Below are 23,455 nucleotides of genomic sequence, written 5' to 3'. Positions count from 1 at the left end.
CGCATGCGGGCGCGCGGGCGGATCAACGTGCCCGCATGCGGACACGGTCGAGCCGGCCGCAGCCGCGCTCACCATAGCCCCGCCTTGCCGAGCGCGGCCGCGACGCGTTCCCAGCGGGTCGGCAGCGTCGCGTCGATTTCGCCCGTCGCTGCATGCGCGCGGCAGCCGCCGCGCGCGATCGCCGGATCGGTGCGGACCTGGTAGCCGAGCGCGTCCAGCTCGTCGCGCAAGTAAGCGTCGACGACCGGCAGATCGGCCGGATTGACGATGAGATGCGGCGCGCCGGCGAGCGCGGGTTCGGCCGCGAGCACTTCGCGCGTGGCCGCGATCAAGGCGGCGGGGTCGTGCTGCACGTGCTGGCGCACCACCTGCTGGGCGATTTCGAGCGCAAGCGTGGCGATATCGTCGGCGAGGTCGCGCCCGATGCCGTCGAGCGCTTCGCGAAACGAAGCGGCGAGCGCGGCGAGCTGCGCGCATTGCTCGCGCGCTTGGACTTGACCTGCTTCGAAACCCTTCGCATGACCCTGCTCGTAGCCGGCGCGATAGCCGAGCGCCTGCCCCTCGACGTGGCCGGCCGCGAGCCCCTCGTCGCGCGCGGCGTCTCGCACGCGCTGCAACTCGGCGGCGAGCGCGGCGGCCGCCGCGGCGCCGCCATCGCCGTCGGGCTCGGGCGGCGGCGGATCGAACGACGCCATCTCCCACCGCTGATACGCGGTGACGGGCGGCGCCGGCGCGTGCGCGGAATCAGACATAGGCGTCTTCCGCCTTGCCGCCGATCACGATCTGACCGCTCTCGGCGAGATTGCGCACGATCTGCAGAATCTTGCGCTGCTGCGTCTCGACCTCGGACACGCGCACTGGCCCGCGCGCGTCCAGATCCTCGGCGAGCAGCTCGGCCGCGCGCTGCGACATGTTCGACAGAAACTTCTGCCGCAGCGCGGGCGGCGCGCCCTTGAGCGCAACGATCAGCGCGTCCGATTCCACTTCCTTCAGCAAAAGCTGGATCGCGCGATCCTCGAGGTCGAGCAGGTTCTCGAACACGAACATCTGGTCGATGATCTTCTGCGCGAGATCGGGATCGTATTGCTTGACGTTTTCGAGCACCGCTTCTTCGTGCGTGCTCGTCATGAAGTTCAGAATTTCGGCTGCCGTGCGGATGCCGCCCATCGGCGAGCGCTTCAGATTGTCGCTGCCGGACAGCAGGCCCGTGAGCACGTCGTCCAGCTCGCGCAGCGCGGCGGGTTGAATGCCGTCGAGCGTCGCGATGCGCAACAGCACGTCGTTGCGCAGCCGCTCGGCGAAGCACGACGCGATCTCGGAGGCCTGGTCGCGGTCCAGATGCACGAGGATCGTCGCGATGATCTGCGGATGCTCGTTCTTGATCAGCTCGGCGACGGCCGCCGAATCCATCCACTTGAGCCCTTCGATGCCGCTCGTGTCGCTGCCTTGAAGAATCCGGTCGATCAGCACGCCGGCCTTATCCTCGCCGAGCGCCTTCGTGAGCACCGAGCGGATGTACTCGCTCGAATCGAGCGACAGCGCGGTGTGCTTCTCCGCCTCCTGCACGAAATCGGCGAGCACGTCCTCGACCTGCTCGCGCGTGACGTTCTTCAGCGCGGCCATCGCCGCGCCGATCTTCTGCACTTCGCGCGGCGCGAGAAACCGGAAAACCTGCGCGGCCTCCTCCTCGCCGATCGACATCAGCAGCAGCGCGCTCTTGTTCAAGCCTTCAGCGTTCATCGGACACCCAATTCTTGACGACGGTGGCGACGATCTTCGGATCCTGCCGCGCGATCGTGCGCGCATAGTCGAGATTGCGTTCGTAGCGGTTCTTCTCGCTTTCGAACGCGAGCAGCGCGGCGTGCTCGTCGTCGGCGGCGAGTTGCGGCGTGTCGGGCGCGGGCAGTCCGTCCAGCACGAGCGCGTCGCCCGGGCCGTCGAGCGCGGGCACGGGGGCGGCGTTTGGCGGCGGCGGTGACGCGCGGCGCAGCGCCGGGCGCACGAACATCAAATACAGCGCAGCGGCGGCCGCCGCGATGCCGAGCCATTTCGCGATTTCCTTGCCCAGCTCGATCATGTCCGGCTGCCGCCACCACGGCAGGTCGGCGAACGGATCGGCGGCTGCCGAGAACGCGCTGTTGACGACGTTGACCGAATCGCCGCGCTTCGCGTCGTAGCCCATCGCGTCCTTCACCAATTGCTCGATCTGCGCGAGTTTGTCGGCTGCGAGCGGCTGCATCGTCACATGGCCTTTCGCATCGGCCTTCGGCTGATAGTTGACGACCACCGCGACCGACAGGCGCTTGATCTTGCCGAGCGACTCCTCGACGTGGCGCACGGTCTTGTCCAGCTCGTAGTTCGTCGTCGCGTCCTTGCGGTCGCTGACAGGCGTGGCCGCGGGGGCGGCGTTCTGGCCGCCGGCGGCGACGATCGGCGCGGAGGCCGGCTGCGGCGGCGTGTTCGACAGCGCGCCCGGCACGCCCGACGCGCCGCCTTGCGCAAGCTCGGTCGAGGTGCTGGTCTGCTGGCTGCGGATCGCGGCCTGCTGCGGCGAGCCGTTCGGGCCGTAGCTTTCCGAGGTTTGCTCGATCCGCGAGAAATCGACGTCGGCGCTCACCTGCGAGCGTGCGTTGCCGGCGCCGAACAGCGGCGTGAGGATCGCGTCGATCCGCTTTTGCGTGTTGCGCTCGATTTGCTGCACGTATTTGAGCTGGCTCGCATCGAGGCCGGACGCCGACGCGGCTTGCGTGAGCAGGTTGCCGTCCTGATCGACGATCGTCACGTTTTGCGCGGGCATATCAGGCACGCTCGACGACACCATACGCGTGATCGCGAGCACCTGGCCTTCATCGAGCACGCGGCCCGGATACAGATCGACGAGCACCGATGCCGACGGCGCCTCGCGCTCGCGCACGAATACCGAAGGCTTCGGAATCGCCAGATGCACGCGCGCCGCGCGCACGGCGTTGACCGCTTCGATCGTGCGCTGCAATTCGCCTTCGAGCGCGCGCTGGTAATTCACCTGCTCGGCGAACTGGCTGATGCCGAATTTCTGGTTGTCCATCAGCTCGAAGCCGACCGAGCCGCCTTTGGGCAAGCCGAGCGCGGCAAGCTTCAGGCGCGTTTCATGAACCTGGCTCGCGGGCACGAGGATCGCGCCGCCGGCTTCGGCGAACTTGTACGGCACGTTCGCCTGCTGGAGCGCGGCGATGATCGCGCCGCCGTCGCGGTCGGACAGATTGCTGTACAGCACCCGGTAGTCGGGCGCGCGGCTCCACAGCACGAGCGCGACGATGGCGGCCACGGCCAGTGCCGCGGCAACCAGCAGCGGCACGCGCGGGTTCGTCCTGATCCGCGCGAAGCCCGGAATGCGCTCGGCGAAGCCGGCCAGGCCGAAGTCCGCGCCGCCCGCCGCCGCGCCCGGCAGCGCGCCCGCGACGCCCGCCGCTTGCGGCGCCGCGCCGCTCACGCTGGTACGGGCGTCGGGATTGATCAGCGAGTTGGCCTGCGAATCCATGCGTCGGGTATCTCCACAGCGGGCTTGGCGCCCGCTCGGCGGAGCAGGCGGACATTGACACGATCCGATTATCCCGAGCGCGCGCGGACGCGATCGGGCGAATAGAGACGGGTTTCGCCCGCACTTTCGCGGCTTTGCCGATGCGTGCGCTGCTATGCTCGTCGACATCCGGCTCGCGCCCGCGCGCTACGCGTCGTTTGCGTGCACGGGCTGGACTTCCCCTGACGCCGGGCCTGCATGGCCCGGCCCTTTCGCGGAGATTCCATGGTTGCCCCCGTCAACGGCATCGCTTCGGCGCTGCAGCAGATGCAGGCGATGGCCACGCAGGCGGCGAGCCCGGCGGCGGCGCTCGCCGGCGCCGGCGTGGCCGGCGCCGGCTCGTTCGCGAGCGCGATGAAGGCGTCGCTCGACAAGATCAGCGGCGATCAAACGCGCGCGCTCGGCGAGGCGCAGGCGTTCGAGCTTGGCGCACGGAACGTGTCGCTCAACGACGTGATGGTCGATATGCAGAAGGCCAATATCGGCTTCCAATTCGGCCTGCAGGTGCGCAACAAACTGGTGAGCGCTTACAACGAAGTCATGCAGATGTCGGTGTGAGCGAAGCGCGCCCGCGCTGTTCGACCCTTCCTGCTGCCGGCGACGCGCGTTCGCCGGCTCGCGATCAGCATGAACAAGCGTTAGGCCGGTTGGCTAAAGCTGGCGCGTCTTTGCGCCGATAACTCGGGAACAGAGCCGCGCGCGGCGCGGCGGTATTGAATCGAACGCACCAAATAGGAGAGCGCCATGTTGACCCCAGGCCACGCTGGAGCCAGTGCTTATGCGCGCGTCGGCGTCGAGACGGGGGTGATGGGCGCGTCCCCTCACCGGCTCATCGCGATGCTGTATCAGGGCGCGCGCCAGGCGATCGCGCACGCGCGAATGCACGTGCAGCAGCACAACGTCGCCGCGCGCGGCGACGCGATAGGCAAGGCCATCCGTATCGTCGAGAGCGGCCTGCAGCAGTCGCTGAATCTCGAAGCCGGCGGCGAGATTGCGGCGCGCCTCGATGCGCTCTATGCGTACATCTGCCGGCGTTTGCTGCAGGCGAACATCGATGCAAGCGAGGCGATGCTCATCGAGGTCGACGGCCTGCTCGCGACGCTCGAGCAAGCATGGACGGGGATCGGCCCCGAAGTCGCGAGAATGACCGAGCAGGCGAGAACGGAACAGCCCAGATGAGCCGGAAGGACGAGTATTTTGCCCGCTATGAGGCGATCGTCGACGTGTCCGGGCGGATGCTCGTTGCGGCACGCGACGCGGCGTGGCATTCGCTGTCCGGATTGCAGGCGGAGTATCTGCGGCTTGTCGACGGGCTTCGGCAGGCGGAGGAGGGCGTGCTGCTCGACGACGCGGAGCGCCGCCGCAAGTTCGAGCTGATCCGGCGCATCCTGGCCGACGACGCGGCGATTCGCGATCTCGCGGCGCCCGAGGTCGCGCGGCTCGCGATGCTGATTCATGCGAGCCGTTCGACGTTGAACGATTTGTATCGAGCACGGGGCTGACGGGCGAGGCGAGCGGAGTGTGCCGCGTGGCCCGTCAGCGCGATTGCCCGGTTGCGTGGCCCGCGGTGCCGGTTCGCGCGAAGCGCTCGTTGTCGAGCGGTTCGTATTGTTTGTATCGGGCGTTGGGCCGATAGCACGCGTATCGCATGCCGGTATCCGATGCGCTTTGCCGGACCGCCGGTTGACGGTTGCGGCCGTTTCTAGTCACGGCCGGCGCGAAGCGTCGGCCACCGGCGCCCTTTCGTTCGATGTGCCCGACGCGTTCGATCGGATTGCGCGGAGCGCCGCGATCGCTCCGGTCGCGGCTCGGCGCGCCATCCAGGATTCACGATGACCGGTATCGATACCGTTGCCGCCGCCATACTGGCGAGTCGCATCGACAGTCTGCTCGACGCCGTCCAGCCTTCGTCGGGCAGTGCGGTCGCGCCGCAGGCCGGTGCGTCCGGTGCGGCGGCGGCAGCCGCATGGCCGGGCGGCGCAACGGGCGGCGGCGCGACCGCCGCGTCCGCGCAGGCCGTGCTATCCGAGCTTGGGCGCGTGCTCGATGCGATTTCCCGCCTGGGCGGCGATGCGACACCGGCCGTCATCGGCACTGCGCCATTGTTGAGTGCCGCGCAAATGGCCGGGCTTGCCGGGCCGGCGCGCGCCGTGCCGGACTCCGGGGCCGGCACGGCGGCGGGACAGATCAGTGCGGGTTCGCCGCAAACTTTGCAAGCTGCACCGGCCGCACCTGCTTCATCGGCCGCTCAGACGTCTCAAGCAGCTCAGACATCCCAAGCGGCGCAGGCGGCATCCCCGGTGGCGGCGTTGAGCGCCGCGCTTGCGCGGGCGGTCGACGAAAGCGGCCTTTTTTACGAATCTCATCTTGTGCAGTGGCTGGCCGGCCAGCGCACGGCGGCCGAACTGGCGCGCGAGCCGCAGGCCCGGCTGGTGAGCGGCTGGCGCCGGGCGGCCGAACTCAATCCGGCGGCCGATGCGCTCGACGATGCGCTCGTCGATTGGTTTGCCGCGCGAATGCCGTTGCCTTCCGGTGCGCGCGGCGGCAACGCACCGCCGGCGGCAGGCGATATGGCCGGCCGCGCCGCCGCACCGGGTAGCGGCGCGCCGAATCCGGCGCCGCCGCCGCGTGCCGTCGACGCTTATGCAACGCTCGCTGGTGCGAACGCGTCACTCGCGCCGCAATCCGCGCCTGCCGCCGGCGTGCGGTTCGCACCGGCATCGCCGCCTGCTTCGCCGTTCGCGTCGCCGCCGGGCGACGCCGATGCACAAGCGGCGGTTGCCGCGGTATTGAATCCGGCTGCGTTGCCGCTCGTGCGTCAGCAGCTCGATCTGCTCGCGACCGGCCAATTCCGTTGGATCGGGGATGCGTGGCCCGGCACGCGGCTCGACTGGACCATCGAGCCCGACGGCGAGCAGCGCGGCCGCGATCGCGCTGCGCTTGGCATCGAGGCGGCGGAGGCGGGCGGGTGGCGCACGCGGCTGACGCTTGCGTTGCCGTCGCTCGGCACGGTTGCCGCGGAACTGGTGCTCAGCGGCGAGCGGCTCACAGCGCGGTTGAGCGCGAGCGGCGCGAGCGCTGCGCGGCTCGCATCGCATGGCGATGCGTTGCGCGCGCGCCTGGAGACGCTTGGCTTGCGGGTGAGCGACATGTCGATTCGTGCCACCGACGGCTCGCTCGCGGATCGCGACGCGACAGCGGCGCGAGCGACGGCGTATGCCATGGCGGCCGCTGACGCGTGCCGCAACGACGACGGCAGCCTGCCGGCGAGCCGCGTTGAGCAACCGGCTGCCGATCCGCTTGCGCCGCGCCTGCCGTGCGCAGCGGCTGGATCGGTTGCAACGGTTGGATCGGCTCCACCGGTTACACCGCCCACCCCGCTTTTACCGAACATCGCCGGCGGCCGGGAGCCGTTGCGATGAGCGGCCTGTCGTCCAAGCGCGCCGCGGTACTCGCCTATGACGCGAAGGGCGGCGATGCCGCGCCGCGCGTCGTCGCAAAGGGCTACGGGCTTGTTGCCGAGCGCATCATCGAACGTGCGCGCGATGCCGGGCTGTATGTGCACACTGCGCCGGAGATGGTGTCGCTGCTGATGCAGGTGGATCTCGACGCGCGCATTCCGCCGCCGCTTTATCGGGCGGTCGCCGAGTTGCTCGCATGGCTGTACGCGCTGGACAGCACGGACAACAGTGCCGGCGATGCGCAAGGAGCCGACGATACCGCGCTTTTCTCCAGGCTGCCGAAGCGTTGAGCGAATTGCCGCACGGCGCCCGTTCAGGCGACGCGCCGCACCAGCCGCACCGGGAAACCTGACGCGCGCCGATACGCGCCAGCCGCCGTGCGTCACCGGCACATCCGCGTTTTCCGGATTGAACCTCGCGTCATTTTATGTAATGATATCCATTCTCATTTAATTCAAACGGGCGGCACGCGATTCGATTGCGCGCCGCCCGCTGTTTTGTGCGAATGGAATCCGAAGCGTGAACGCGCCTGACTCGATCGAAAAAAACGCCCGCGTCGTCGTGCCGTATCCGGGGGCGGCGCGCCGTCTGGACGCCGATGCGCTGGCCGAGCGCCGGCGCCGTTCGCGTCGCGCGACGTTCATCAAATGGTTGCGCAAGGTACACGGCTGGATTGGCCTCTGGGGCGCGGCGCTGGGCCTGCTGTTCGGCATAACGGGCGTGCTGCTCAATCATCGCGCGCCGCCGATGAAAATTTCGACCGGCGAGCCGCAGGTCACGCAATTGCAGCTCGCGCTGCCGTCGCCCGCGCCCGCGACGCCCGCCGCGCTGGCCGATTGGGTGCGGCGCGAACTCAAGGCCGATGGTCAGCTCGGCCGGGTCCGCAAGGAGCCGGCGCAGCCGGTGGCATGGGGCGAGCGGCGCGTCACGCAGCCCGAGCGCTGGCAGTTCGGCTTTTTCGGCCCAAGCGGCAACGTGCAAGCCGAATATTGGGTGGGCAACGGCTACGTGTCGGTGAAGCGCACCGAGAACGGCTTTCTCGCGACGATGAACAACCTGCACCGCGGCACCGGAATGAATCTGTTCTGGATTCTGCTGACGGACACGATCGCCGGATCGATCGTGCTGCTGTCGCTGACGGGCGTGCTGCTGTGGACCGAACTCAATAAGCGCCGCACGATCGGTGTCGTGCTGGTGGCGGGCTCGATCGCGGCGGCGTTGGCGGCGGGGTTCGCGTAAGCGCCGCCGGTTGGGCGGGCACGATGCGCATCGCCCGATGCGGCGCATCCAATCCGCTTATCCTTTCGTTGCGCCGAACGTGATGCCCGCGACGAAATTCTTCTGCATCGCAAAGAACATCGCCACCGACGGCAGCGCGGCGAGAATCGAGCCCGCCGACACCAGGTTCCACGACGTCGTCCATTGCCCCTTGAGCGCCGCGACGCCCGCCGTGATAGGCGCCGCGTCGTCACCCTGCGTCAAGCACAGCGCCCAGAAATAGTCGTTCCAGACGAACGTGAACACCAGGATCGCGAGCGCCGCGAGCGCGGGCCGGATCAGCGGCAGCACGATCCGGTAAAACACGGTCCATTCGCCCGCGCCTTCGACGCGCGCCGCCTCGATCAGCTCGAACGGCAGTTGCTTGATGAAGTTGCGCAGGAACAGCGTGCAAAAGCCGGTCTGGAACGCCACGTGAAACAGAATCAGCGCTTCCACGGTGTTGAAGAGCCCAAGCCTGAGCGACAGATCGCGCACCGGAATCATCAGCACCTGCACCGGCACGAAATTGCCCGCGACGAACGTGCCGAACAGCACCGTGTTGCCGCGAAAACGGTAGGTCGCGAGCGCGTAGCCGGCCATGGCCGCGAGCGCGATCGAGCCGAGCACCGACGGCACGGTGATTTGCACGCTGTTCCAGAAGTAATGCAGCATCGGCGAGGTCGTCAGCGCGTCGCGATAGTTTTCGATCATCGACAAATGTTGCGGCCAGCCCCAGTAATGGCCTTGCACGAGTTCCTCGGTCGAGCGTACCGACGTGACGAACACCGCGAGCATCGGCAGCAGCCACAAGACGAGCGCCACGGGCAGCGACAGCTTGTACAGGCCGCGCGACACGGGCTTCCATTGTTGAACCGGCAGCGGAAACATCGCGGCACCTCACTGTTCGTTGCGCAGCATGCGGCGCAGTTGGAAGACGATATAGACGAGCATGATCGCGAACAGCACGACGGCGATCGACGCGGAATAGCCGAGGCGGTAGTACTTGATCGCCTGGTCGTACATGTAATACGCGAGCACGGTCGAGCTTTCGAACGGCCCGCCGCCCGTCATCACCGAGATCAGATCGAAGCTGCGCAGCGCGCCGATCACGGTGACCACGATCGCCATGAAAGTGGTCGGCCGCAGTTGCGGAAGCACGACGTGCCAAAACAGCGTGAAGCCGCGTGCGCCCTCCATCCGCGCGGCCTCGATCTGCTCGGCGTTGAGCGTGGTGAGGCCTGTCAGGTAGAGGATCATGCAATACGCCGTTTGCGGCCATAGCGCGGCGAGCACGATGCCGAGCGTCGCGTAGCGCGCATCGCCGAGCACGGGCACGCCGTGCCCGACGATCAGCGCGAGCAGGCCGAAGGTCGGATCGTAGAACCACGAGAAGATCAGCCCGACGACCACGCCGGACAGCACGAACGGCGCGAAGCACAGCGATTTCACGAGCCGGATGCCGCCGACCGATTGGTTCAGGTACAGCGCGAACGCGAGGCCCGCCGCCGGCGCGAGCATGAAAAGCGCGAGCCAGATCAGGTTGTTTTTGAGCGCGGTGTAGAACGTCGGCGCGTGCAGCAGCTCGACATAGTTCGCGATGCCGACGAACGTGCGCTCGGTCATGCCATCCCAGTTGTAAAGGCTCAGCCATGTCGTCGACAGGATCGGCCAGATCACATAGACAGCCACCATCGCGCAAGCGGGCGCGAGAAAGAAGCAGGCCGCGCGCCGCTGCGCGCGCGCGGCGCGCGAGGGCCGCCGCCGTGCGGGCACAGCGGCGGCGCCGAAAGCGGCGGGACGCGCCTCGGTTGCGGCGGCGTCCCGGCTCGGTGAGGCGGCTGAATGAGCGTCGGTTTTCGGGGAGGCGATCGATCGGGTCACGGCGGGCTCCTGAGCCGGGGCGCGACGGCGCGTGGCCGCCGCATCGTCACTGTCACTTGTTGTAGATCCGCTTGCGCACCTGCTCGAGCTGCGCGAGCACGGTATCGAGCTGCGCCGGATCGGCGACGAACCGTTGCATCGCCTTCATCCCTTCGTCGGCCATTTCCTTCGTCATGTCGCGATCGTAGAACTGGGCGACGCCGCCCTGGGTGTTCGCGAGGATTCGGAAGCCGATGCGCGAGATCGGGTCCTCGGGCTCCGGCGACTTGCTGTTCGCCGACAGCGAGCCGAGCCCCTGCGCAAGCTTCGCGCCGATCTCCGGCGTTTCGACGAACGCGAGAAATGTGCGCGCGTCGGCCTTGTTCCTGGCCTTGGCCGGAATGTGCAGCGATTCGACGGGGCCATCCTCGGCGCCCGGCACCTTCGGATCGATGGTCGGGAACTGGAAATAGCCGATTTGCTGCTTCATGCCGGACGGAAAGCCCCCCGCGATGAACGTGCCCATCAGCATCATCGCCGCCTTGCCTTGAAACAGGAATGGCTGCGCGCCGTCGAGATCGTAGGACAGCGCGTTGTCGATGAAATAGCCGGCGTCGATCAGCGATTTCCATGTCGTATAGACCTTTTTCACGCGCGCATCGGTGTAAGACACGTCGCCTGCCATCAGCCGCTGATGGAATGCGTTGCCGTTGATGCGCAGGTCCAGATAGTCGAACCAGCCGGCGAGTGTCCACGCGTCGCGCCCGCCGACGGCGATCGGCGCGATGCCGGCCGCCTTCAGCTTCTTGCACGCGTCGATAAACGCGTCCCACGTCTTCGGCTCGTCGGCGACGCCGACTTTGTGCAGCAGATCCTTGCGGTAGAACACGCCCCACGAGTAGTAGACGGTGGGCGCCGCGTATTGCTTGCCCCGATACGACGACGCATCGCGCGTGGACGCGTACATTGTGTTCCAGCCGTGGCTTGCCCAATCGGCGCTGAGATCCTCGAACAGGCCGCGCCGCGCGTAATAGGCCATCCGCTCGCCCGCGTGCCAGTTGACGACGTCCGGCGCGACAGTCGTGAGCCACGCCGGCAGTTGGACCTTGTATGCCTCTTCATCGACGAACGTCGCTTTCACGTCGATATCGGGGTGCGCGCGGTGGAACGCGTCGAACGTCGCCTGCCATACCGCGCGCTGGCTCGCCCCCTTGAACGCGACGTTGATTGCGAGCGTGCCCGCGTGCGCGGGCGGCGCCGCGCCAGGCGCGGTCATCGCGACGGCGGCCGCGGCGGCGAGCCCGGCGGCGAAACGGATGGGGCGATGGGGCATGGATTGTCTCCGATGTCGTTGGTGTGAATGAGCGGCTCGGCGTCTCGGTGGCCGGATGCGTGGGAGCGGGCGTCGATATCGATCCGGGTATCAGTGCCGAAAAACGGCGACGCCGCGCGGCTCGACTTGCGCCGTGCCGAGCACGAACGCGCCTGGTGCGACGGAGTCGAGCGCGTAGGGCGCGTCGCCGTAGTTGAAGACGTAGGTGAGTCCGCCGCGGCGGCTCATGCGCACGCTGTCGCCAAGCGGCACGGGCGCGAGGCCTGCTTCGGCGGCTGCATCGGCGAGCAGGCGCTCGGTGGTCGTATCGTCAAAGAGCGCGGCCCAGTACTGAAGGCGGCCGGATGCGATGCACGCCGGATGGCCGTCGGCGAAGCGCCCGCGCACGTTGGCGCGCGCTTCGTCGCGCAGCTCGACGAGATCGCGCCAGCAGCGCGCAGAGCCGGTGAACGCGGAGCCGTCGCGCGCCTTGCCGGTCACGCGCTCGGCCACGTTCGGCCGCAGCGATTCGACCCGCCACACGCGGACCGGCATCAGCGGCGCGAGCGGGCCGGGCGGCAGCGTCGGCGGGATTTGCAGATCGCGCGTCTTCGAGCCGGTGCGCGGCCCGAGCACGACGTGCGCGCTCGTCGCCGCGAGCCGGACAGCGAAATCGTCGGGCACGATGGGCAGCGGCGGCACCACGACGAGCCGGTAGCCGTCGAGCGGCGCATCGGCTGGGATCACGTCGACGTCCAGGCCGAGCGAGCGCAGCGCCGAGTAATACTCGAACGCGATGCGCGGATAGTGGAAGTCCGCGCCCTGCGGATGCACGTCGAACAGCCACTTCGCTTCGTAGTCGTAGATCAGCGCGACCGGCGCGCGAACCGCGCCGTCGGCGCCGCCGTCGGTGGCGGCGCGCAGCGCGGCTATCTCCTGCGCGACCTGCGCCGCTTCGTGCCCGCCTGCGTCAAGCTGATTGTCTGGCGTATTGAGGCCGGCGTGCATCTGCTCCTGCGCGAACGGCGCTTGTCGCCAGCGGAAATACGACACGCAACCCGCGCCGTGCGCGAACGCCTCCCAGCTCCACAACCGCACCATTCCCGGCAGCGGCGCCGGATTCCAGCTTGCCCAGTTGACGGGGCCCGGCTGCTGCTCCATGACCCAGAACGGCCGCTTCGACATCCCGCGATAGACGTCGTGATTGAACGAAGCGAAATCCGGATGCCCGGTGCGCAGCCAGCGCGCCTTGACCTGCGGCGCGAACCATTGCTCCTCGAGCGCGCCGAGCGGATAGCTGTCCCAGGCGGCGAAGTCCAGATCGCGTGCAACCTGGTAATGATCGAATTCGGTGAACAGTTGCATGAAGTTGTGCGTGACGGCGCGCCCCGGCGAGTGTGCGCGGATCACGTCGACCTGCATCCGGTGATAGCGCGCAAGCTCGTCGGACGCGAATCGCCGGTAATCGAGACGATGCGACGGATGCGCTTCGGTCACCGTGCCGACGGGCGCGTCGATCTCGTCGAAGCTGCGGTATTCCATGCTCCAGAATACCGTGCCCCATGCGCGGTTCAGTGCGTCGATCGTGCCGTAGCGCGCCTTCAGCCATTCGCGAAAGCGCGCCAGCGCCGCGCTCGAGTAGTTGACCACGGTCAGGTGGCAGCCCAGCTCGTTGTCGGTCTGCCAGTAACGCACGGCCGGATGCCGACCGTAGCGCTCGGCGATCGCCATGCAGATGCGTTTCGATTCGTCGTAATACACCGGCGACGAGAAATCGTAATGGCGGCGCGAGCCGAACCCGCGCGGGCGGCCGTCGGCGCCGATCGGCAGGATGTCCGGATGGCGATCGATCAGCCATTTAGGCGGCGTCGCGGTGGGCGTGCACATCACGACGTCGAGCTGTGCAGCGCCGAGCACGTTGATCGCGCGATCGAGCCAATCCCAGTCGTATTCGCCCGGCGACGGTTCGATGCGGCTCCACGCGAACTCGCCGATGCGCACCTGCTCGATGCCGAGCGCTTTCATTCGGCGGGCGTCGTCCGCCCACATCGATTCGGGCCAATGTTCCGGGTAGTAACAAACGCCGATGCGCATGCCGAGTCCTCAAACGTGATGATGATGAGCGTCGGCGCACGCGGGCACCGCGCGGCCGTTTTCGGTGAACAGATGCAGCGCGCTTGCATGAAGCCGCACGCGCTCGCCCGCGTGCAACCGGGCATCGCCGGGCACTTTCGCGACGATCGGCGCGCCGTCGGGCGCGTCGAGATGCACATAGCTCAGCTCGCCGAGCGGCTCGACGAGCGTGACAGTGCGCGTGAGCGTGGCCGGCCGTTCGCCGGCGAGCGACAGATGCTCGGGGCGCACGCCGAGCGTCACGGTTTCGCCGGGGCGCAGCGCTCGGCCGTCGCACGACACCGTCACCGATTCGCCGCCGGCAAGCGTGACGGCCGCGCCGTGCGCATCGCGCGCGGCAACGATGGCCGGCAGGAAGTTCATTTGCGGCGAGCCGAGAAAACCAGCGACGAACCGGCTGCTCGGGTGGTGATAAAGCTCGAGCGGCGTGCCGATCTGCGCGATGCTGCCGTATCGCGTGGCGTCGTCGCCCGCGTGCAACAGCACGATCTTGTCCGCGAGCGTCATCGCTTCGGTCTGGTCGTGCGTGACGTAGACGACACTCGCGTTCGCGAACTGCTGATGCAGCCGGGCGATCTCGATGCGAGTTTGCACGCGCAACGCCGCATCGAGGTTGGACAGCGGCTCGTCGAACAGAAACACGCCGGGCTCGCGCACGATCGCGCGGCCGATCGCGACGCGTTGCCGCTGGCCGCCCGATAGCGCCTTCGGCTTGCGTTCGAGAAGCGCGTCGAGCTGCAGGATGCGTGCGGCGTCGCGCACTCTGCGGTCGATCTCGGGTTTCGGCATGCGCTTGAGCTTCAGGCCGAACGCGATGTTTTCGTAGACCGTCATATGGGGAAACAGCGCGTAGCTCTGGAACACCATCGCGACGCCGCGCTCGGCGGCGGGCACGTCGTCGACGCGCCGGCCGTCGATCCACAGCTCGCCGTCGCTCGGCTCCTCGAGCCCGGCGATCATCCGCAGCAACGTCGATTTACCGCAGCCGGACGGCCCGAGGAATACGCAGAATTCGTGCTCGGCGATGTCCAGGTCGACGTCGCGAATGACGGGCGTATTGTCTCCATAAGCTTTCTGCACGCGTCGCAACGAAATGCTCGCCATTGTCTCCGTCTCCATGCTCTAATATGCGCATGATTAAGCGCTTAATCGTTTATCTCAAAAAAGAGCGCGCCAGAATTTGCGCATGCGTGTTGCCCGTGCTGCGGCGACCCGATGTGCGACGATGTTGGGCCAGTTTCTGACACGAATCAAATATTGGATAGTTTTCCCAAATAATAGGATGTCGAATGACGACATTGAGCGAAGTCGCGCGGCGCGCGGGCGTGACTGCCGCCACCGTGTCGAACGTGCTGCGCGGCCGCGGCCGCGTGGGTGCCGACACGCGCGAGCGCGTGCTGGAAGCCATCCGCGCGCTCGGCTACCGGCCGCATCTTGCCGCCCGTGCATTGGCCGAGGGGCGTGCGCCAACCGTCGCGCTGATGGTATCAAGCATTGCGAACCCGTTCTATCCGGAATTCGCGCTGGCGGCCGAAAAGGCCGTGCGGCGCAACGGGCAGTTCCTGATCGTCTGCAATACGAACAATAATCCGGCGCAAGGGCGGGCGTACCTCGATCAGATCGCCGGCACGATTTCCGAAGGCATGCTCGTGACGAATGCGAACCTGCATCTGCCGGATCTGCTCGACGTGTTCCGGCGCGGCGTGCCGGTGGTCCTGTGCATGTGGGAGCGCCCGGAGGCGCCGCCGCACGCGTTGCCCTGCGTGGCGGTCGATTTCCGGCTGGCGGGGCGGCTGGCGGCGCGGCATCTGATCGCGCTCGGGCATCGCGAGGTGGGCGTGATCGTCGGCGGCGGCTCGCAAACGGGCGTGCATGCCGCGCGATTCGACGGCTTTGTCGACACGATGCGCGAGCACGGCCTGCCGATCGCGGCCGTTGAGTGCGCGCCGGACACGATCGACGGCGGCGCGTGCGCCGCGCATCGTCTGCTCGAGGCGAAGCCGCGTCTGACCGCGCTGTTCGCGACGAACGATCTGCCCGCGATCGGCGCGCTGCATACGGCGGCCGAATGTGGCAGACGGGTGCCGGACGATCTGTCGGTCATCGGCATAACGAACATTCATCTGGCGAGCGACGTGCGCCCCGCGTTGACGACCGTGGCGATTCCGATCGACGAGGCAGCGGATCTGGCGGTTGAACTGCTGAACGAGTTGCGCGAGGAGAGCGGCCGGATTGACGACAGGCCGCGCGGCGGCGCGCGCGTGCGCACGACTCGCGCGCCGCAGTTGCTGGTGAGGGGATCGACGGCGAGGGCGCGGGCGGCGCGTCAATGAAGGCGGCTTATGCGTTGCGCGCCAATACGTGGCACAGCTCCCAGCCGGGGTGACTTCCGTGAAAATCCTGCAAATAAGTCTCGGCCGCGGACGCGCTTGCCGGATGGGGCGCGCGATCGCTCACGGAATTTTCCTCACGCACGCAATCAGCGTAAACGAAGCGGCACGCGCTGCCCGAAGTTTGCAGTTGGACATAGCCGTTGCCCGCCTACGCACCGCGTCGATCAAATTCCACAAACCGCGCCGTTGGCCGCATCGCGCTCGCGTGCCGCTTTTGCCCCTTCGACTTGCAGGATCGTCGGCAGCGACACGCCGTTCTTCGCCGCCGTGACCTCGGCAAGGATCGACACCGCGATCTCCGGCGGCGTGCGGCTGCCGATGTAGATACCCGCCGGTCCATGTAGCCGCGCCAGTTCCGCGGCGCTCAAATCGAACTCCCGCAGCCGCTCGCGCCGTGCCGCGCTGTTGCGCCGCGAGCCGATCGCGCCTACGTAGAACGCCGGCGTTTTCAGCGCTTCCATCAGCGCCAGATCGTCGAGCTTCGGATCGTGCGTGAGCGCGACCACTGCCGAGCGGGCGTCGAGCCGCATGTCGAGCACCGCGTCGTCCGGCATCGTGCGCACGAGCTGCGTGCCCGCCACATCCCATGCGTGCGTGTATTCGTCGCGCGGATCGCACACCGTCACCTGGTAGTCGAGCCCCACCGCGATCTGGCACAGATACCGCGACAGTTGCCCCGCGCCGATCACGAGCATCCGGTAGCGCGGGCCATGCACCGTCACGAGGCGCGCGCCGTCGAATGCAAGCCCATCGCTCGCGCGCGCGGGCGCGAGCGTTGTCGCACCCGTGGCCAGTTCGAGTGTGCGCGTGACAAGCCCGCCGCGCGCAAGCGCGTCGCACACCGCCGCAATGCCGGATGCATCCGACAGCGGCTCGAGCACCAGCTCGATCGTGCCGCCGCACGGCAGGCCGAAACGGTGCGCCTCCTCGGCCGTCACGCCGTACTTGATCGCCTCGGGCCGCACGAACGACGCAATCCCCGATGCCTGCACGCGCGCGATCAGATCGTCCTCGATGCAGCCGCCCGACACCGAGCCGACGACGAGGCCGTCGTCGCGCACCGCGAGCATCGCGCCTTCGGGGCGCGGCGACGAGCCCCAGGTCCGCACCACCGTCACCAGCAACGCGCGGCGGCCGTCGGCGAGCCAGCGCGCGCTCGTGCGCAGTACGTCGAGATCCATGCTTTCCATGATCCGGTTCCTTCGATGGCGCGGCCGCCGGCAGGCGGCCGCTCGATGGCGCGATTATGGCGCGTCCGGAAAAAGCGTGCAGATGCCGGCGCGCATGCCAAAAAACAAACCCCTCGTTTCGAAAAACGAGGGGTTTGCCGGCGATCGCCGGAAGCGGCGGGGCCGCTGCGCGGAGGCATCGCGAAGCGGCGGCGGGCGCTGACGTTTCAGTCCGTCTGCACGCCTTGCCCGAGCTTCGAATGGCGGCGCGAGTACGCGAAGTACACCGCCAGACCGATCACGAGCCACACGACGAATGCAATCCACGTCGTCGGTTGCAGATTGAGCATCAGGAACAGGCACGCGGCCACGCCGAGCAGCGGCACGACGGGCACGCCCGGGCAGCGGAACGCGCGCGGCAGGTGCGGGTGCGTGCGGCGCAGCACGAGCACCGCGACCGATACCATCGAGAACGCAGCGAGCGTGCCGATGTTGATCAATTCGGCGAGCACGTTGAGCGGGATCAGCGCGGCGATCAGGCCGAAGAACAGGCCGACGAGCCAGGTTGTGAGAAACGGCGTCGCGAAGCGCGGATGCACGCGCGACAACGCGCCGGGCAGCAAGCCGTCGCGCGACATCGCATAGACGATCCGCGTCTGGCCGTAGCTCATCACGAGAATGACGGTCAGCATCCCGACCACCGCGCCAAGATCGATGAAGCCCGCAACCCATTTCTGGCCCGCCACCTGCAGCGCGTAGGAGATCGGATGCGAGACGTTCGCGTAGTTCGACCACGGCACGATGCCCGTTGCGATCGCCGCGACCGATACGTACAGGAACGCGCACACGGCGAGCGATGCGATGATGCCGATCGGCAGATCGCGCTTCGGATTCTTGACTTCCTCGGCCGCCGACGACACCGCGTCGAAGCCGATGAACGCGAAGAACATCACCGCTGCCGCGCCGAATACGCCCGACAGACCGTGCGGCATGAACGGCTTCCAGTTCGCGGGCGTCACATGGAACGCGCCCACCACGATCACGAGCAGCACGACCGCGACCTTGACGAACACCATCAGGTTGTTCACGCGCGTCGATTCACGAATGCCGATCGACAACAGCGTCGTGATGACGAGCATCACGGCGAACGCGGGCAGGTTGAACCACGTGACGACGCCCGGCAGCGCGCCCGGCGCGGCGGTGAGCGCGGTCGGCAGCGAGAGGCCGAAGCCTTGCAGCAGCGACTGCAGATAGCCGGACCAGCCCACCGACACCGCGGACGCGGCAAGCCCGTATTCGAGCATCAGATCCCAGCCGATGATCCACGCGGCGAGTTCGCCGAGGGTGGCATACGAATAGGTATAGATCGAGCCGGCGACGGGGATCGTCGACGAGAATTCGGCATAGGACAGCGCGGACAGCCCGCACGCGATCGCCGCGATCACGAACGACAGCATCAGTGCGGGGCCGGCCTGCACGGCGCCCGTGCCGGTCAGCACGAAAATGCCGGTGCCGATGATCGCGCCGATGCCGAGGAAGGTGAGGTCGACTGCGCCGAGGGCTTTTTTCAGGCCGGCTGCCTGTGCGCCGGCAATCATCCGGTCGACGTTTTTCTTGCGAAAGAGGGACATTACGGGAAAAAGTGCCTGCGGCGCGCGGGGGCACCGGACGAGTGGAAAACCCGCTATCTTAACGGATACGGCGCGTCTGCCGATGCATCGCGTTACGCGTGCGCGTTGCGGGAAGAAAATGAATCGCTCAATGAAAACAACCGGTTGCGCATGGCGGTGCGCGCGACGTGGTGCGCGGCGGGCGCGCGCTATGCGCCGATCGCGGGATTCATGTCGACGAGCCGGTTGCTCATCACGTAGAACGTCAGCTCCGCGTTGTTCGACAGCTTCATCTTTTCCAGCAGCCGGGTGCGGTACACGCTGACCGTCTTCACCGATAGCGACAGCGTATGCGCGATATCGGTCAGGCGCTTGCCCGATGCGATCATGCAAAGCGTCTGATACTCGCGGTCGGACAGCTTTTCGTGCGGCAGCGGCTCGTTCTCGAATGACACATATTCGGCAAGCGCCTCGGCCATCGCCGGGCTCACGTATTTGCGGCCCGACGCGACCTGGCCGATCGCCGACACCATCTGCGACGCATTGGCCGTCTTCGACAGATAGCCCGCCGCGCCTGCCTTCAGCGCGCGCACCGCATACTGATCCTCGCGGTACATCGAAAACATCAGCACTGGCGTGCGCGGCAGCTTGCGCTTGAGGCGCTTGAGCACCTCGAGTCCATTGATATCGGGCAGCGAGATATCGAGGAGGATCACGTCGAAGCCGGTCTTCTCGACTGCGGCGAGCGCGTCGGCGCCGTTTTCCGCCTCGACCACGTCGCGCGCGATGCCGCGGTCGATCAGCAGCTGGCGCACGCCCTGGCGGACGATCGCGTGATCGTCGATGAGCAGAATGTTCAGACTCATCGTGCCTCCTGCCACGGACTTTCGGCCGGCGCGGCAACGAGTGCCGCCCACGCGAAGCGCGCGCGCAGCGCGGTGCCGCCGGTGTTCGGTACGCCGAGCGTGAGCGTGCCGCCCGCCGCTTCGCAGCGCGCGCGCATGCTGCCGATTCCGTAGCCGGGCCGGCATGCGAGCGGGATGCCCGTGCCGTCGTCGGCGACGGTGAGGCTCAGATGCGTGGCGTCGGCGTCGATGCGCACGTCGACCGCCGAGGCGCGCGCGTGCTTTGCAACGTTTGCGAGCGCTTCCTGCGCGACGCGAAAGACGGTGAGCGCGCCGTCGGCGCTCAATCGCGCGATGCGCGCGTCGGCGGCGCAGACGAAGCGGGTGCGCAAGCCGGTGCGCTCGCCGTGCGCGCCGATCCATGCGGCGAGCGTGCGGGCAAGCCCGAGATCGAGTACTGGCGTGCGCAGCGTGTCGATCAGGCGGCGGTTCGTCGCCGTTGCTGCATCGAGCGCCTGCTGCGCGAGCGCGAGCGCGCGGCGGCACGCGTCAGGCGAATCGGCGGGCAGCCAGGTCTCGACGTTTGCGAGCGCGAAGCGCGCGGCGGTGAGTTCGGCGCCAAGCCCGTCGTGCAGTTCGCCGGCGAAGTGGCGGCGCATGGATTCGTCGTCGGCGGCGTGCTCCGCGGCCGCGCGTTCGGCATGCGTGCGGGCGCCGCGCGCGCTCGCGCGGCGGCGCGCAACCGGCACGGCGTGATGCTTGGCGGGACGGGAAACGAAGGGAAAGGCGGCATCGGCCGACGCATCGATCGACGGCGCGGCGGCGTGGGCCTGGGATGGCGCAAGAGACGGCGTATCCATGACTCTCCCTTTCGGTCAGAAAGCTAATCAGACACACAATGGGACGGCTGCCGACCCAGTCAACCGGCGCGGCCTTACCGGATCGAATCAGCGATGCGCCCTGAAATATTATTTACAACTAGTAACATTTGGTCTGGCACTGTAACAGTGCATGGGACCGTTTTCACGCGCCGCGCATGATATCTCAAAATTACCGCTTCGGTCATGCCAGACGGACGTTTCCAGTCGGATAACGTGACTCGCCGGCATTTCCGGTGTAGGAATAATACCGACAAGCGGTTTCCTGAAACGACGCGCAAACTTGTAACTATTTTGAGATGCAAATATGACGTTTTGTAACTATGTTGCCAAGAGCTGACATAAAAAAACCGGAGACTGAGGCTCCGGTTCTTGACGTGGGTCGAAAAAAAGATCAGTCGACGAACGCGCGTTCGATCACGTAATGGCCAGGGGCGCTGTTCTTGCCCTCGACCAGGCCCGCTTGCTTCAGCAGCTCGGTCGTGTCGCGCAGCATGGCGGTGCTGCCGCACAGCATCACGCGGTCATGCTCGGGCGAGAACGGTGCGACACCCAGATCGGAGAACAGTTTGCCCGTCGCGATCAGATCGGTGATCCGGCCTTCGTTCTCGAATTCCTCGCGCGTGACGGTCGGGTAGTAAACGAGCTTCTCCTTGATCACGTCGCCGAGGTATTCGTGGCCCGGCAGATCGTGCTTGATGAAGTCCATGTAAGCGAGCTCGCCTTTCAGCCGGCAGGTGTGCGTGAGAATCACCTTGTCGAAGCGCTCGTAGATATCCGGATCGCGAATGATCGACATGAACGGCGCGAGGCCCGTGCCCGTTGACAGCAGCCACAGCGTCTTGCCGGGCAGCAGGTTGTCGGCGACGAGCGTGCCGGTCGGCTTTTTGCCGATCAGCACGCTGTCGCCTACCTTCAGGTGCTGCAGGCGCGACGTGAGCGGGCCGTTCTGCACCTTGATGCTGAAGAACTCGAGATGCTCCTCGTAGTTCGGGCTGACGATGCTGTACGCGCGCGCGAGCGGCTTGCCGTCGACTTCGAGGCCGACCATCGTGAATTCGCCGTTGTTGAACCGCAGCCCTTGATCGCGGGTGCAGGTGAAGCTGAACAGCGTATCGGTCCAGTGATGGACGGACAGGACGGTAGCGATGTCGTATTTGCTCATGGATTCGAAAACGGCGAAAAACGAGAGCACCGGCGCGTGATCCGCAGACCGCGGCCGACAGGCGGGCGCGAAGCGCGCGCCTACTCGATATAACTGACGATTGGAAGACCGGCTATTTTACCTTGCTTGCGCGAATCGCGGGTCCGATTGCCGGGACGGCGTCAAGGCTTTGGGCGCGCGCGGCCGCGCCCGCGCGCGCCGGGGAGCGGCGCGCCTAGTCGAAGCGCAGCCGCGCAACATACGGCAGATGGTCGGACAGCCACGCCGCCTCGTCGGCCGGCGCGCGCCATTCGAGCGGCGTGAGCCCGCGCACGAACATCTTGTCGAGCGCGAGCGCGGGCGAGAATGCGGGGAACGTGCGTCCCGATTCGCCGAGCAGCGTCGCGACTTCGGATAAGCCGATCTCGTTGAAAAGGGGGATCGAATCGTTGCGCCAGTCGTTGAAGTCGCCCGCGAGGACGAGCGGCCCCGTGTTCGCGTTGCGCTCGATCCAATGCGCGATCCAGTTCATCTGCCGCAGGCGTGCGGCGCGCGTGAGCGCGAGGTGCGCGCACATCAGCGTGACGGGCTCTGCCGCGCCCACCAGCGTCGCGCGCGCGACGAGCAGGCCGCGGCGCTCGAAACGGTGCGCGGAGATGTCCCAGCGGCCGCCGAGATCGAGCGGATGCGGCGACAGGATCGCGTTGCCGTGCCGCCACGACGGTTTGAAAACGTTCAGTCCGAGCGCGATCTGCCAGTCGAGCGAGCGCGCGATCTCGGTGGCCTGGCAATGCCAGACATCGTCGACCGGCTCCTCCATCTGCGCGCCGAAGCCCGGCGCGAGCACGGGCCGCGGCATGCGCCGCGCCATCGCTTCCTGCAGGAAATAGACGTCGGCGTGCGTTGCCTGCACCCAACTGCGCATCGCATGCCATGCGGTGAAGCCGAGCGGCGAGCGGCCCTTGTGCAGGTTCCAGCTTACCGCGGTGATTTCGTTGGCGACAGGCCGCGGTTCGGCGAGCGCGAGCGGTTCGGGCACGTGCATATCGGTCAATTCTCGACGACGCGGGCGCGCACGCGGTAGACGAGTCGCGGATCGCGCTCGGCGAGCGTCCAGTCGGTCCACTGGGCGGCGCGCGCGTTCAGGCCCGGATGGCTCGCGACAATGCGTCGCGGCGAAGCGGAGCACGGCGCGCTGCTCGCCGTGCGCGCGGCGTCGCTGTCGGGGAACGTTTCCTGCACGTCGATCGCGAGCGAGACCGCATCGTTTTCGACGTAGAGCGGCGCGACCGTGATCGTTCGTGAAGGCACGGCGGCGGGGCGGGCGGACGATGTGTCCTCGGTTGCGGCCGGCGCCGATGCGGATGCCGCATCGGCGCTCGCTGCATTCGACAGGCTGGCGGATGCGCCCGGTGCCGCCGCCCCGTCCGATGTTCCCCGTGCGCGCGCCGTGTCCGCTGCCGTGCCCGCCGTGCCGCAATCGCCGCCGGATGCAGCGGCAAAGCGGTGCGTATCCGAGCGCGCTTGGCCGACCGTGGTTTTCTGCTTGAACGTGTCGACCGTTTGACCGTCGCGCACGACTTGAATCTCCCAATCGACGACGGGCTGCGAGCCGGGCTGAGACGTGGGCGATGAATCCGGCTGTGAAGCGCTCTGCGCATACGCGCCACCGGCCGCGCCGACGAGCGCGGCCGCCGCGCCGGCGTTGAGCAGCAATTTTCTGGCGAGGGCGAGGCAGGCAGGCATCTTGCGTCTAAACGAATGAACCAACTTCAGACCGTGCGGGTTCGGGCGCGGTTCATCTTTTTTCCGCGCCGCCGCGATCGGCAGCTTT

Annotated in this window: 22 protein-coding genes; 7 read left to right on the top strand and 15 right to left on the bottom strand. The window is 67.3% G+C overall.

The annotated features are described in order from the left end of the window. Nucleotides 1–68 precede the first annotated feature (68 nt). The 3 genes from fliH to fliF are packed head-to-tail and all read right to left on the bottom strand — an operon-like array spanning nucleotide 69 to nucleotide 3,517. Nucleotides 69–752: a flagellar assembly protein FliH gene (gene fliH, locus BSIN_RS16815; RefSeq protein ID WP_089341345.1), complete on the bottom strand. Its 684-nt coding sequence runs from the start codon at nucleotides 750–752 to the stop codon at nucleotides 69–71. After that, on the bottom strand, nucleotides 745–1,740 hold the full coding sequence (gene fliG / locus BSIN_RS16810; protein ID WP_059517304.1) for a flagellar motor switch protein FliG: 996 nt from the start codon (nucleotides 1,738–1,740) through the stop codon (nucleotides 745–747). The genes fliH and fliG overlap by 8 nt, the downstream gene beginning before the upstream one ends. Continuing rightward, nucleotides 1,730–3,517: a flagellar basal-body MS-ring/collar protein FliF gene (fliF, locus tag BSIN_RS16805; protein WP_059517306.1), complete on the bottom strand. Its 1,788-nt coding sequence runs from the start codon at nucleotides 3,515–3,517 to the stop codon at nucleotides 1,730–1,732. Before fliF ends, fliG begins: the two co-directional genes overlap by 11 nt. A gap of 264 nt (nucleotides 3,518–3,781) precedes the next feature. Here fliF and fliE point away from each other — a divergent pair, with 264 nt between their 5' ends. From fliE to BSIN_RS16775, 6 genes are all read left to right on the top strand, one after another. Beyond that, entirely contained in the window at nucleotides 3,782–4,114 is a 333-nt protein-coding gene (fliE, locus tag BSIN_RS16800) for a flagellar hook-basal body complex protein FliE (RefSeq protein ID WP_089341344.1), read from the top strand. A gap of 186 nt (nucleotides 4,115–4,300) precedes the next feature. Then, a complete protein-coding gene (gene fliS, locus BSIN_RS16795; RefSeq protein ID WP_069233491.1) occupies nucleotides 4,301–4,735 on the top strand; it encodes a flagellar export chaperone FliS in 435 nt (144 codons plus the stop codon). Beyond that, on the top strand, nucleotides 4,732–5,058 hold the full coding sequence (locus BSIN_RS16790; RefSeq protein ID WP_059517312.1) for a flagellar protein FliT: 327 nt from the start codon (nucleotides 4,732–4,734) through the stop codon (nucleotides 5,056–5,058). The genes fliS and BSIN_RS16790 overlap by 4 nt, the downstream gene beginning before the upstream one ends. A gap of 330 nt (nucleotides 5,059–5,388) precedes the next feature. Further along, entirely contained in the window at nucleotides 5,389–6,978 is a 1,590-nt protein-coding gene (gene fliK, locus BSIN_RS16785; RefSeq protein ID WP_089341343.1) for a flagellar hook-length control protein FliK, read from the top strand. Then, the gene (locus tag BSIN_RS16780; protein ID WP_089341342.1) at nucleotides 6,975–7,307 is read left to right on the top strand and encodes an EscU/YscU/HrcU family type III secretion system export apparatus switch protein; all 333 of its coding nucleotides are present in this window, start codon (nucleotides 6,975–6,977) and stop codon (nucleotides 7,305–7,307) included. Before fliK ends, BSIN_RS16780 begins: the two co-directional genes overlap by 4 nt. Nucleotides 7,308–7,536: 229 nt before the next feature. Continuing rightward, nucleotides 7,537–8,256, top strand: coding sequence for a PepSY-associated TM helix domain-containing protein (locus BSIN_RS16775; protein ID WP_173678704.1), 720 nt, complete (start codon nucleotides 7,537–7,539; stop codon nucleotides 8,254–8,256). Between the two features lie 57 nt (nucleotides 8,257–8,313). Here the strand turns inward: BSIN_RS16775 and BSIN_RS16770 are convergent, their stop codons facing one another. From BSIN_RS16770 to BSIN_RS16750, 5 genes are all read right to left on the bottom strand, one after another. Next, nucleotides 8,314–9,165, bottom strand: a complete 852-nt coding sequence (locus tag BSIN_RS16770) for a carbohydrate ABC transporter permease (RefSeq protein WP_089341340.1) — start codon at nucleotides 9,163–9,165, stop codon at nucleotides 8,314–8,316. A 9-nt stretch (nucleotides 9,166–9,174) separates the two neighbouring features. Beyond that, a complete protein-coding gene (locus tag BSIN_RS16765; RefSeq protein ID WP_256583838.1) occupies nucleotides 9,175–10,050 on the bottom strand; it encodes a carbohydrate ABC transporter permease in 876 nt (291 codons plus the stop codon). Between the two features lie 160 nt (nucleotides 10,051–10,210). Beyond that, nucleotides 10,211–11,470 (bottom strand): ABC transporter substrate-binding protein, encoded by a 1,260-nt coding sequence (locus BSIN_RS16760; RefSeq protein ID WP_089341339.1) that lies wholly within the window; start codon nucleotides 11,468–11,470, stop codon nucleotides 10,211–10,213. Nucleotides 11,471–11,560: 90 nt separating this feature from the next. Next, on the bottom strand, nucleotides 11,561–13,543 hold the full coding sequence (locus tag BSIN_RS16755; protein ID WP_089341338.1) for a beta-galactosidase: 1,983 nt from the start codon (nucleotides 13,541–13,543) through the stop codon (nucleotides 11,561–11,563). A 9-nt stretch (nucleotides 13,544–13,552) separates the two neighbouring features. Then, the gene (locus BSIN_RS16750) at nucleotides 13,553–14,686 is read right to left on the bottom strand and encodes an ABC transporter ATP-binding protein (RefSeq protein WP_089341337.1); all 1,134 of its coding nucleotides are present in this window, start codon (nucleotides 14,684–14,686) and stop codon (nucleotides 13,553–13,555) included. A 185-nt stretch (nucleotides 14,687–14,871) separates the two neighbouring features. On the opposite strand from BSIN_RS16750, the gene BSIN_RS16745 reads away from it, so the two are divergent. Further along, nucleotides 14,872–15,915, top strand: a complete 1,044-nt coding sequence (locus tag BSIN_RS16745; RefSeq protein WP_089341336.1) for a LacI family DNA-binding transcriptional regulator — start codon at nucleotides 14,872–14,874, stop codon at nucleotides 15,913–15,915. A 224-nt stretch (nucleotides 15,916–16,139) separates the two neighbouring features. Here the strand turns inward: BSIN_RS16745 and BSIN_RS16740 are convergent, their stop codons facing one another. The 7 genes from BSIN_RS16740 to BSIN_RS16705 all read right to left on the bottom strand — a co-directional run bounded on the left by BSIN_RS16740 (nucleotide 16,140) and on the right by BSIN_RS16705 (nucleotide 23,367). Next, the gene (locus BSIN_RS16740; RefSeq protein ID WP_089341335.1) at nucleotides 16,140–17,165 is read right to left on the bottom strand and encodes an XdhC family protein; all 1,026 of its coding nucleotides are present in this window, start codon (nucleotides 17,163–17,165) and stop codon (nucleotides 16,140–16,142) included. Nucleotides 17,166–17,371: 206 nt separating this feature from the next. Beyond that, nucleotides 17,372–18,775 (bottom strand): branched-chain amino acid transporter BcaP, encoded by a 1,404-nt coding sequence (gene bcaP, locus BSIN_RS16730; RefSeq protein WP_089341333.1) that lies wholly within the window; start codon nucleotides 18,773–18,775, stop codon nucleotides 17,372–17,374. 188 nt (nucleotides 18,776–18,963) lie between these two features. Continuing rightward, nucleotides 18,964–19,620 carry a response regulator transcription factor RqpR gene (rqpR, locus tag BSIN_RS16725; protein ID WP_059517334.1) on the bottom strand — a complete coding sequence of 219 codons (657 nt, stop codon included), beginning with the start codon at nucleotides 19,618–19,620 and terminating at the stop codon, nucleotides 18,964–18,966. Then, nucleotides 19,617–20,459, bottom strand: coding sequence for a sensor histidine kinase (locus BSIN_RS16720; protein WP_089341332.1), 843 nt, complete (start codon nucleotides 20,457–20,459; stop codon nucleotides 19,617–19,619). The genes rqpR and BSIN_RS16720 overlap by 4 nt, the downstream gene beginning before the upstream one ends. 412 nt (nucleotides 20,460–20,871) lie before the next feature. After that, on the bottom strand, nucleotides 20,872–21,642 hold the full coding sequence (locus tag BSIN_RS16715; protein WP_059517954.1) for a ferredoxin--NADP reductase: 771 nt from the start codon (nucleotides 21,640–21,642) through the stop codon (nucleotides 20,872–20,874). 214 nt (nucleotides 21,643–21,856) lie between these two features. Next, complete coding sequence (locus BSIN_RS16710; protein WP_059517338.1) at nucleotides 21,857–22,666, bottom strand: endonuclease/exonuclease/phosphatase family protein; 810 nt, start codon at nucleotides 22,664–22,666, stop codon at nucleotides 21,857–21,859. 5 nt (nucleotides 22,667–22,671) lie between these two features. Then, nucleotides 22,672–23,367 carry a hypothetical protein gene (locus tag BSIN_RS16705; RefSeq protein ID WP_256583837.1) on the bottom strand — a complete coding sequence of 232 codons (696 nt, stop codon included), beginning with the start codon at nucleotides 23,365–23,367 and terminating at the stop codon, nucleotides 22,672–22,674. Between the last annotated feature and the right edge of the window lie 88 nt (nucleotides 23,368–23,455).

The organism is Burkholderia singularis (genome assembly GCF_900176645.1).
GTDB lineage: Bacteria > Pseudomonadota > Gammaproteobacteria > Burkholderiales > Burkholderiaceae > Burkholderia > Burkholderia singularis.
The sequence above is the reverse complement of the archived record's forward strand: the minus strand, read 5'-3'. Positions and strand labels throughout refer to the sequence as shown.

Coding starts and splice junctions, on each gene's coding strand:
- fliH (WP_089341345.1), bottom strand. CDS start 752: ATGTCTGATTCCGCGCACGCGCCGGCGCCGCCCGTCACCGCGTATCAG.
- fliG (WP_059517304.1), bottom strand. CDS start 1,740: ATGAACGCTGAAGGCTTGAACAAGAGCGCGCTGCTGCTGATGTCGATC.
- fliF (WP_059517306.1), bottom strand. CDS start 3,517: ATGGATTCGCAGGCCAACTCGCTGATCAATCCCGACGCCCGTACCAGC.
- fliE (WP_089341344.1), top strand. CDS start 3,782: ATGGTTGCCCCCGTCAACGGCATCGCTTCGGCGCTGCAGCAGATGCAG.
- fliS (WP_069233491.1), top strand. CDS start 4,301: ATGTTGACCCCAGGCCACGCTGGAGCCAGTGCTTATGCGCGCGTCGGC.
- BSIN_RS16790 (WP_059517312.1), top strand. CDS start 4,732: ATGAGCCGGAAGGACGAGTATTTTGCCCGCTATGAGGCGATCGTCGAC.
- fliK (WP_089341343.1), top strand. CDS start 5,389: ATGACCGGTATCGATACCGTTGCCGCCGCCATACTGGCGAGTCGCATC.
- BSIN_RS16780 (WP_089341342.1), top strand. CDS start 6,975: ATGAGCGGCCTGTCGTCCAAGCGCGCCGCGGTACTCGCCTATGACGCG.
- BSIN_RS16770 (WP_089341340.1), bottom strand. CDS start 9,165: ATGTTTCCGCTGCCGGTTCAACAATGGAAGCCCGTGTCGCGCGGCCTG.
- BSIN_RS16760 (WP_089341339.1), bottom strand. CDS start 11,470: ATGCCCCATCGCCCCATCCGTTTCGCCGCCGGGCTCGCCGCCGCGGCC.
- BSIN_RS16755 (WP_089341338.1), bottom strand. CDS start 13,543: ATGCGCATCGGCGTTTGTTACTACCCGGAACATTGGCCCGAATCGATG.
- BSIN_RS16750 (WP_089341337.1), bottom strand. CDS start 14,686: ATGGCGAGCATTTCGTTGCGACGCGTGCAGAAAGCTTATGGAGACAAT.
- BSIN_RS16745 (WP_089341336.1), top strand. CDS start 14,872: ATGACGACATTGAGCGAAGTCGCGCGGCGCGCGGGCGTGACTGCCGCC.
- BSIN_RS16740 (WP_089341335.1), bottom strand. CDS start 17,165: ATGGAAAGCATGGATCTCGACGTACTGCGCACGAGCGCGCGCTGGCTC.
- bcaP (WP_089341333.1), bottom strand. CDS start 18,775: ATGTCCCTCTTTCGCAAGAAAAACGTCGACCGGATGATTGCCGGCGCA.
- rqpR (WP_059517334.1), bottom strand. CDS start 19,620: ATGAGTCTGAACATTCTGCTCATCGACGATCACGCGATCGTCCGCCAG.
- BSIN_RS16720 (WP_089341332.1), bottom strand. CDS start 20,459: ATGGATACGCCGTCTCTTGCGCCATCCCAGGCCCACGCCGCCGCGCCG.
- BSIN_RS16715 (WP_059517954.1), bottom strand. CDS start 21,642: ATGAGCAAATACGACATCGCTACCGTCCTGTCCGTCCATCACTGGACC.
- BSIN_RS16710 (WP_059517338.1), bottom strand. CDS start 22,666: ATGCACGTGCCCGAACCGCTCGCGCTCGCCGAACCGCGGCCTGTCGCC.
- BSIN_RS16705 (WP_256583837.1), bottom strand. CDS start 23,367: ATGCCTGCCTGCCTCGCCCTCGCCAGAAAATTGCTGCTCAACGCCGGC.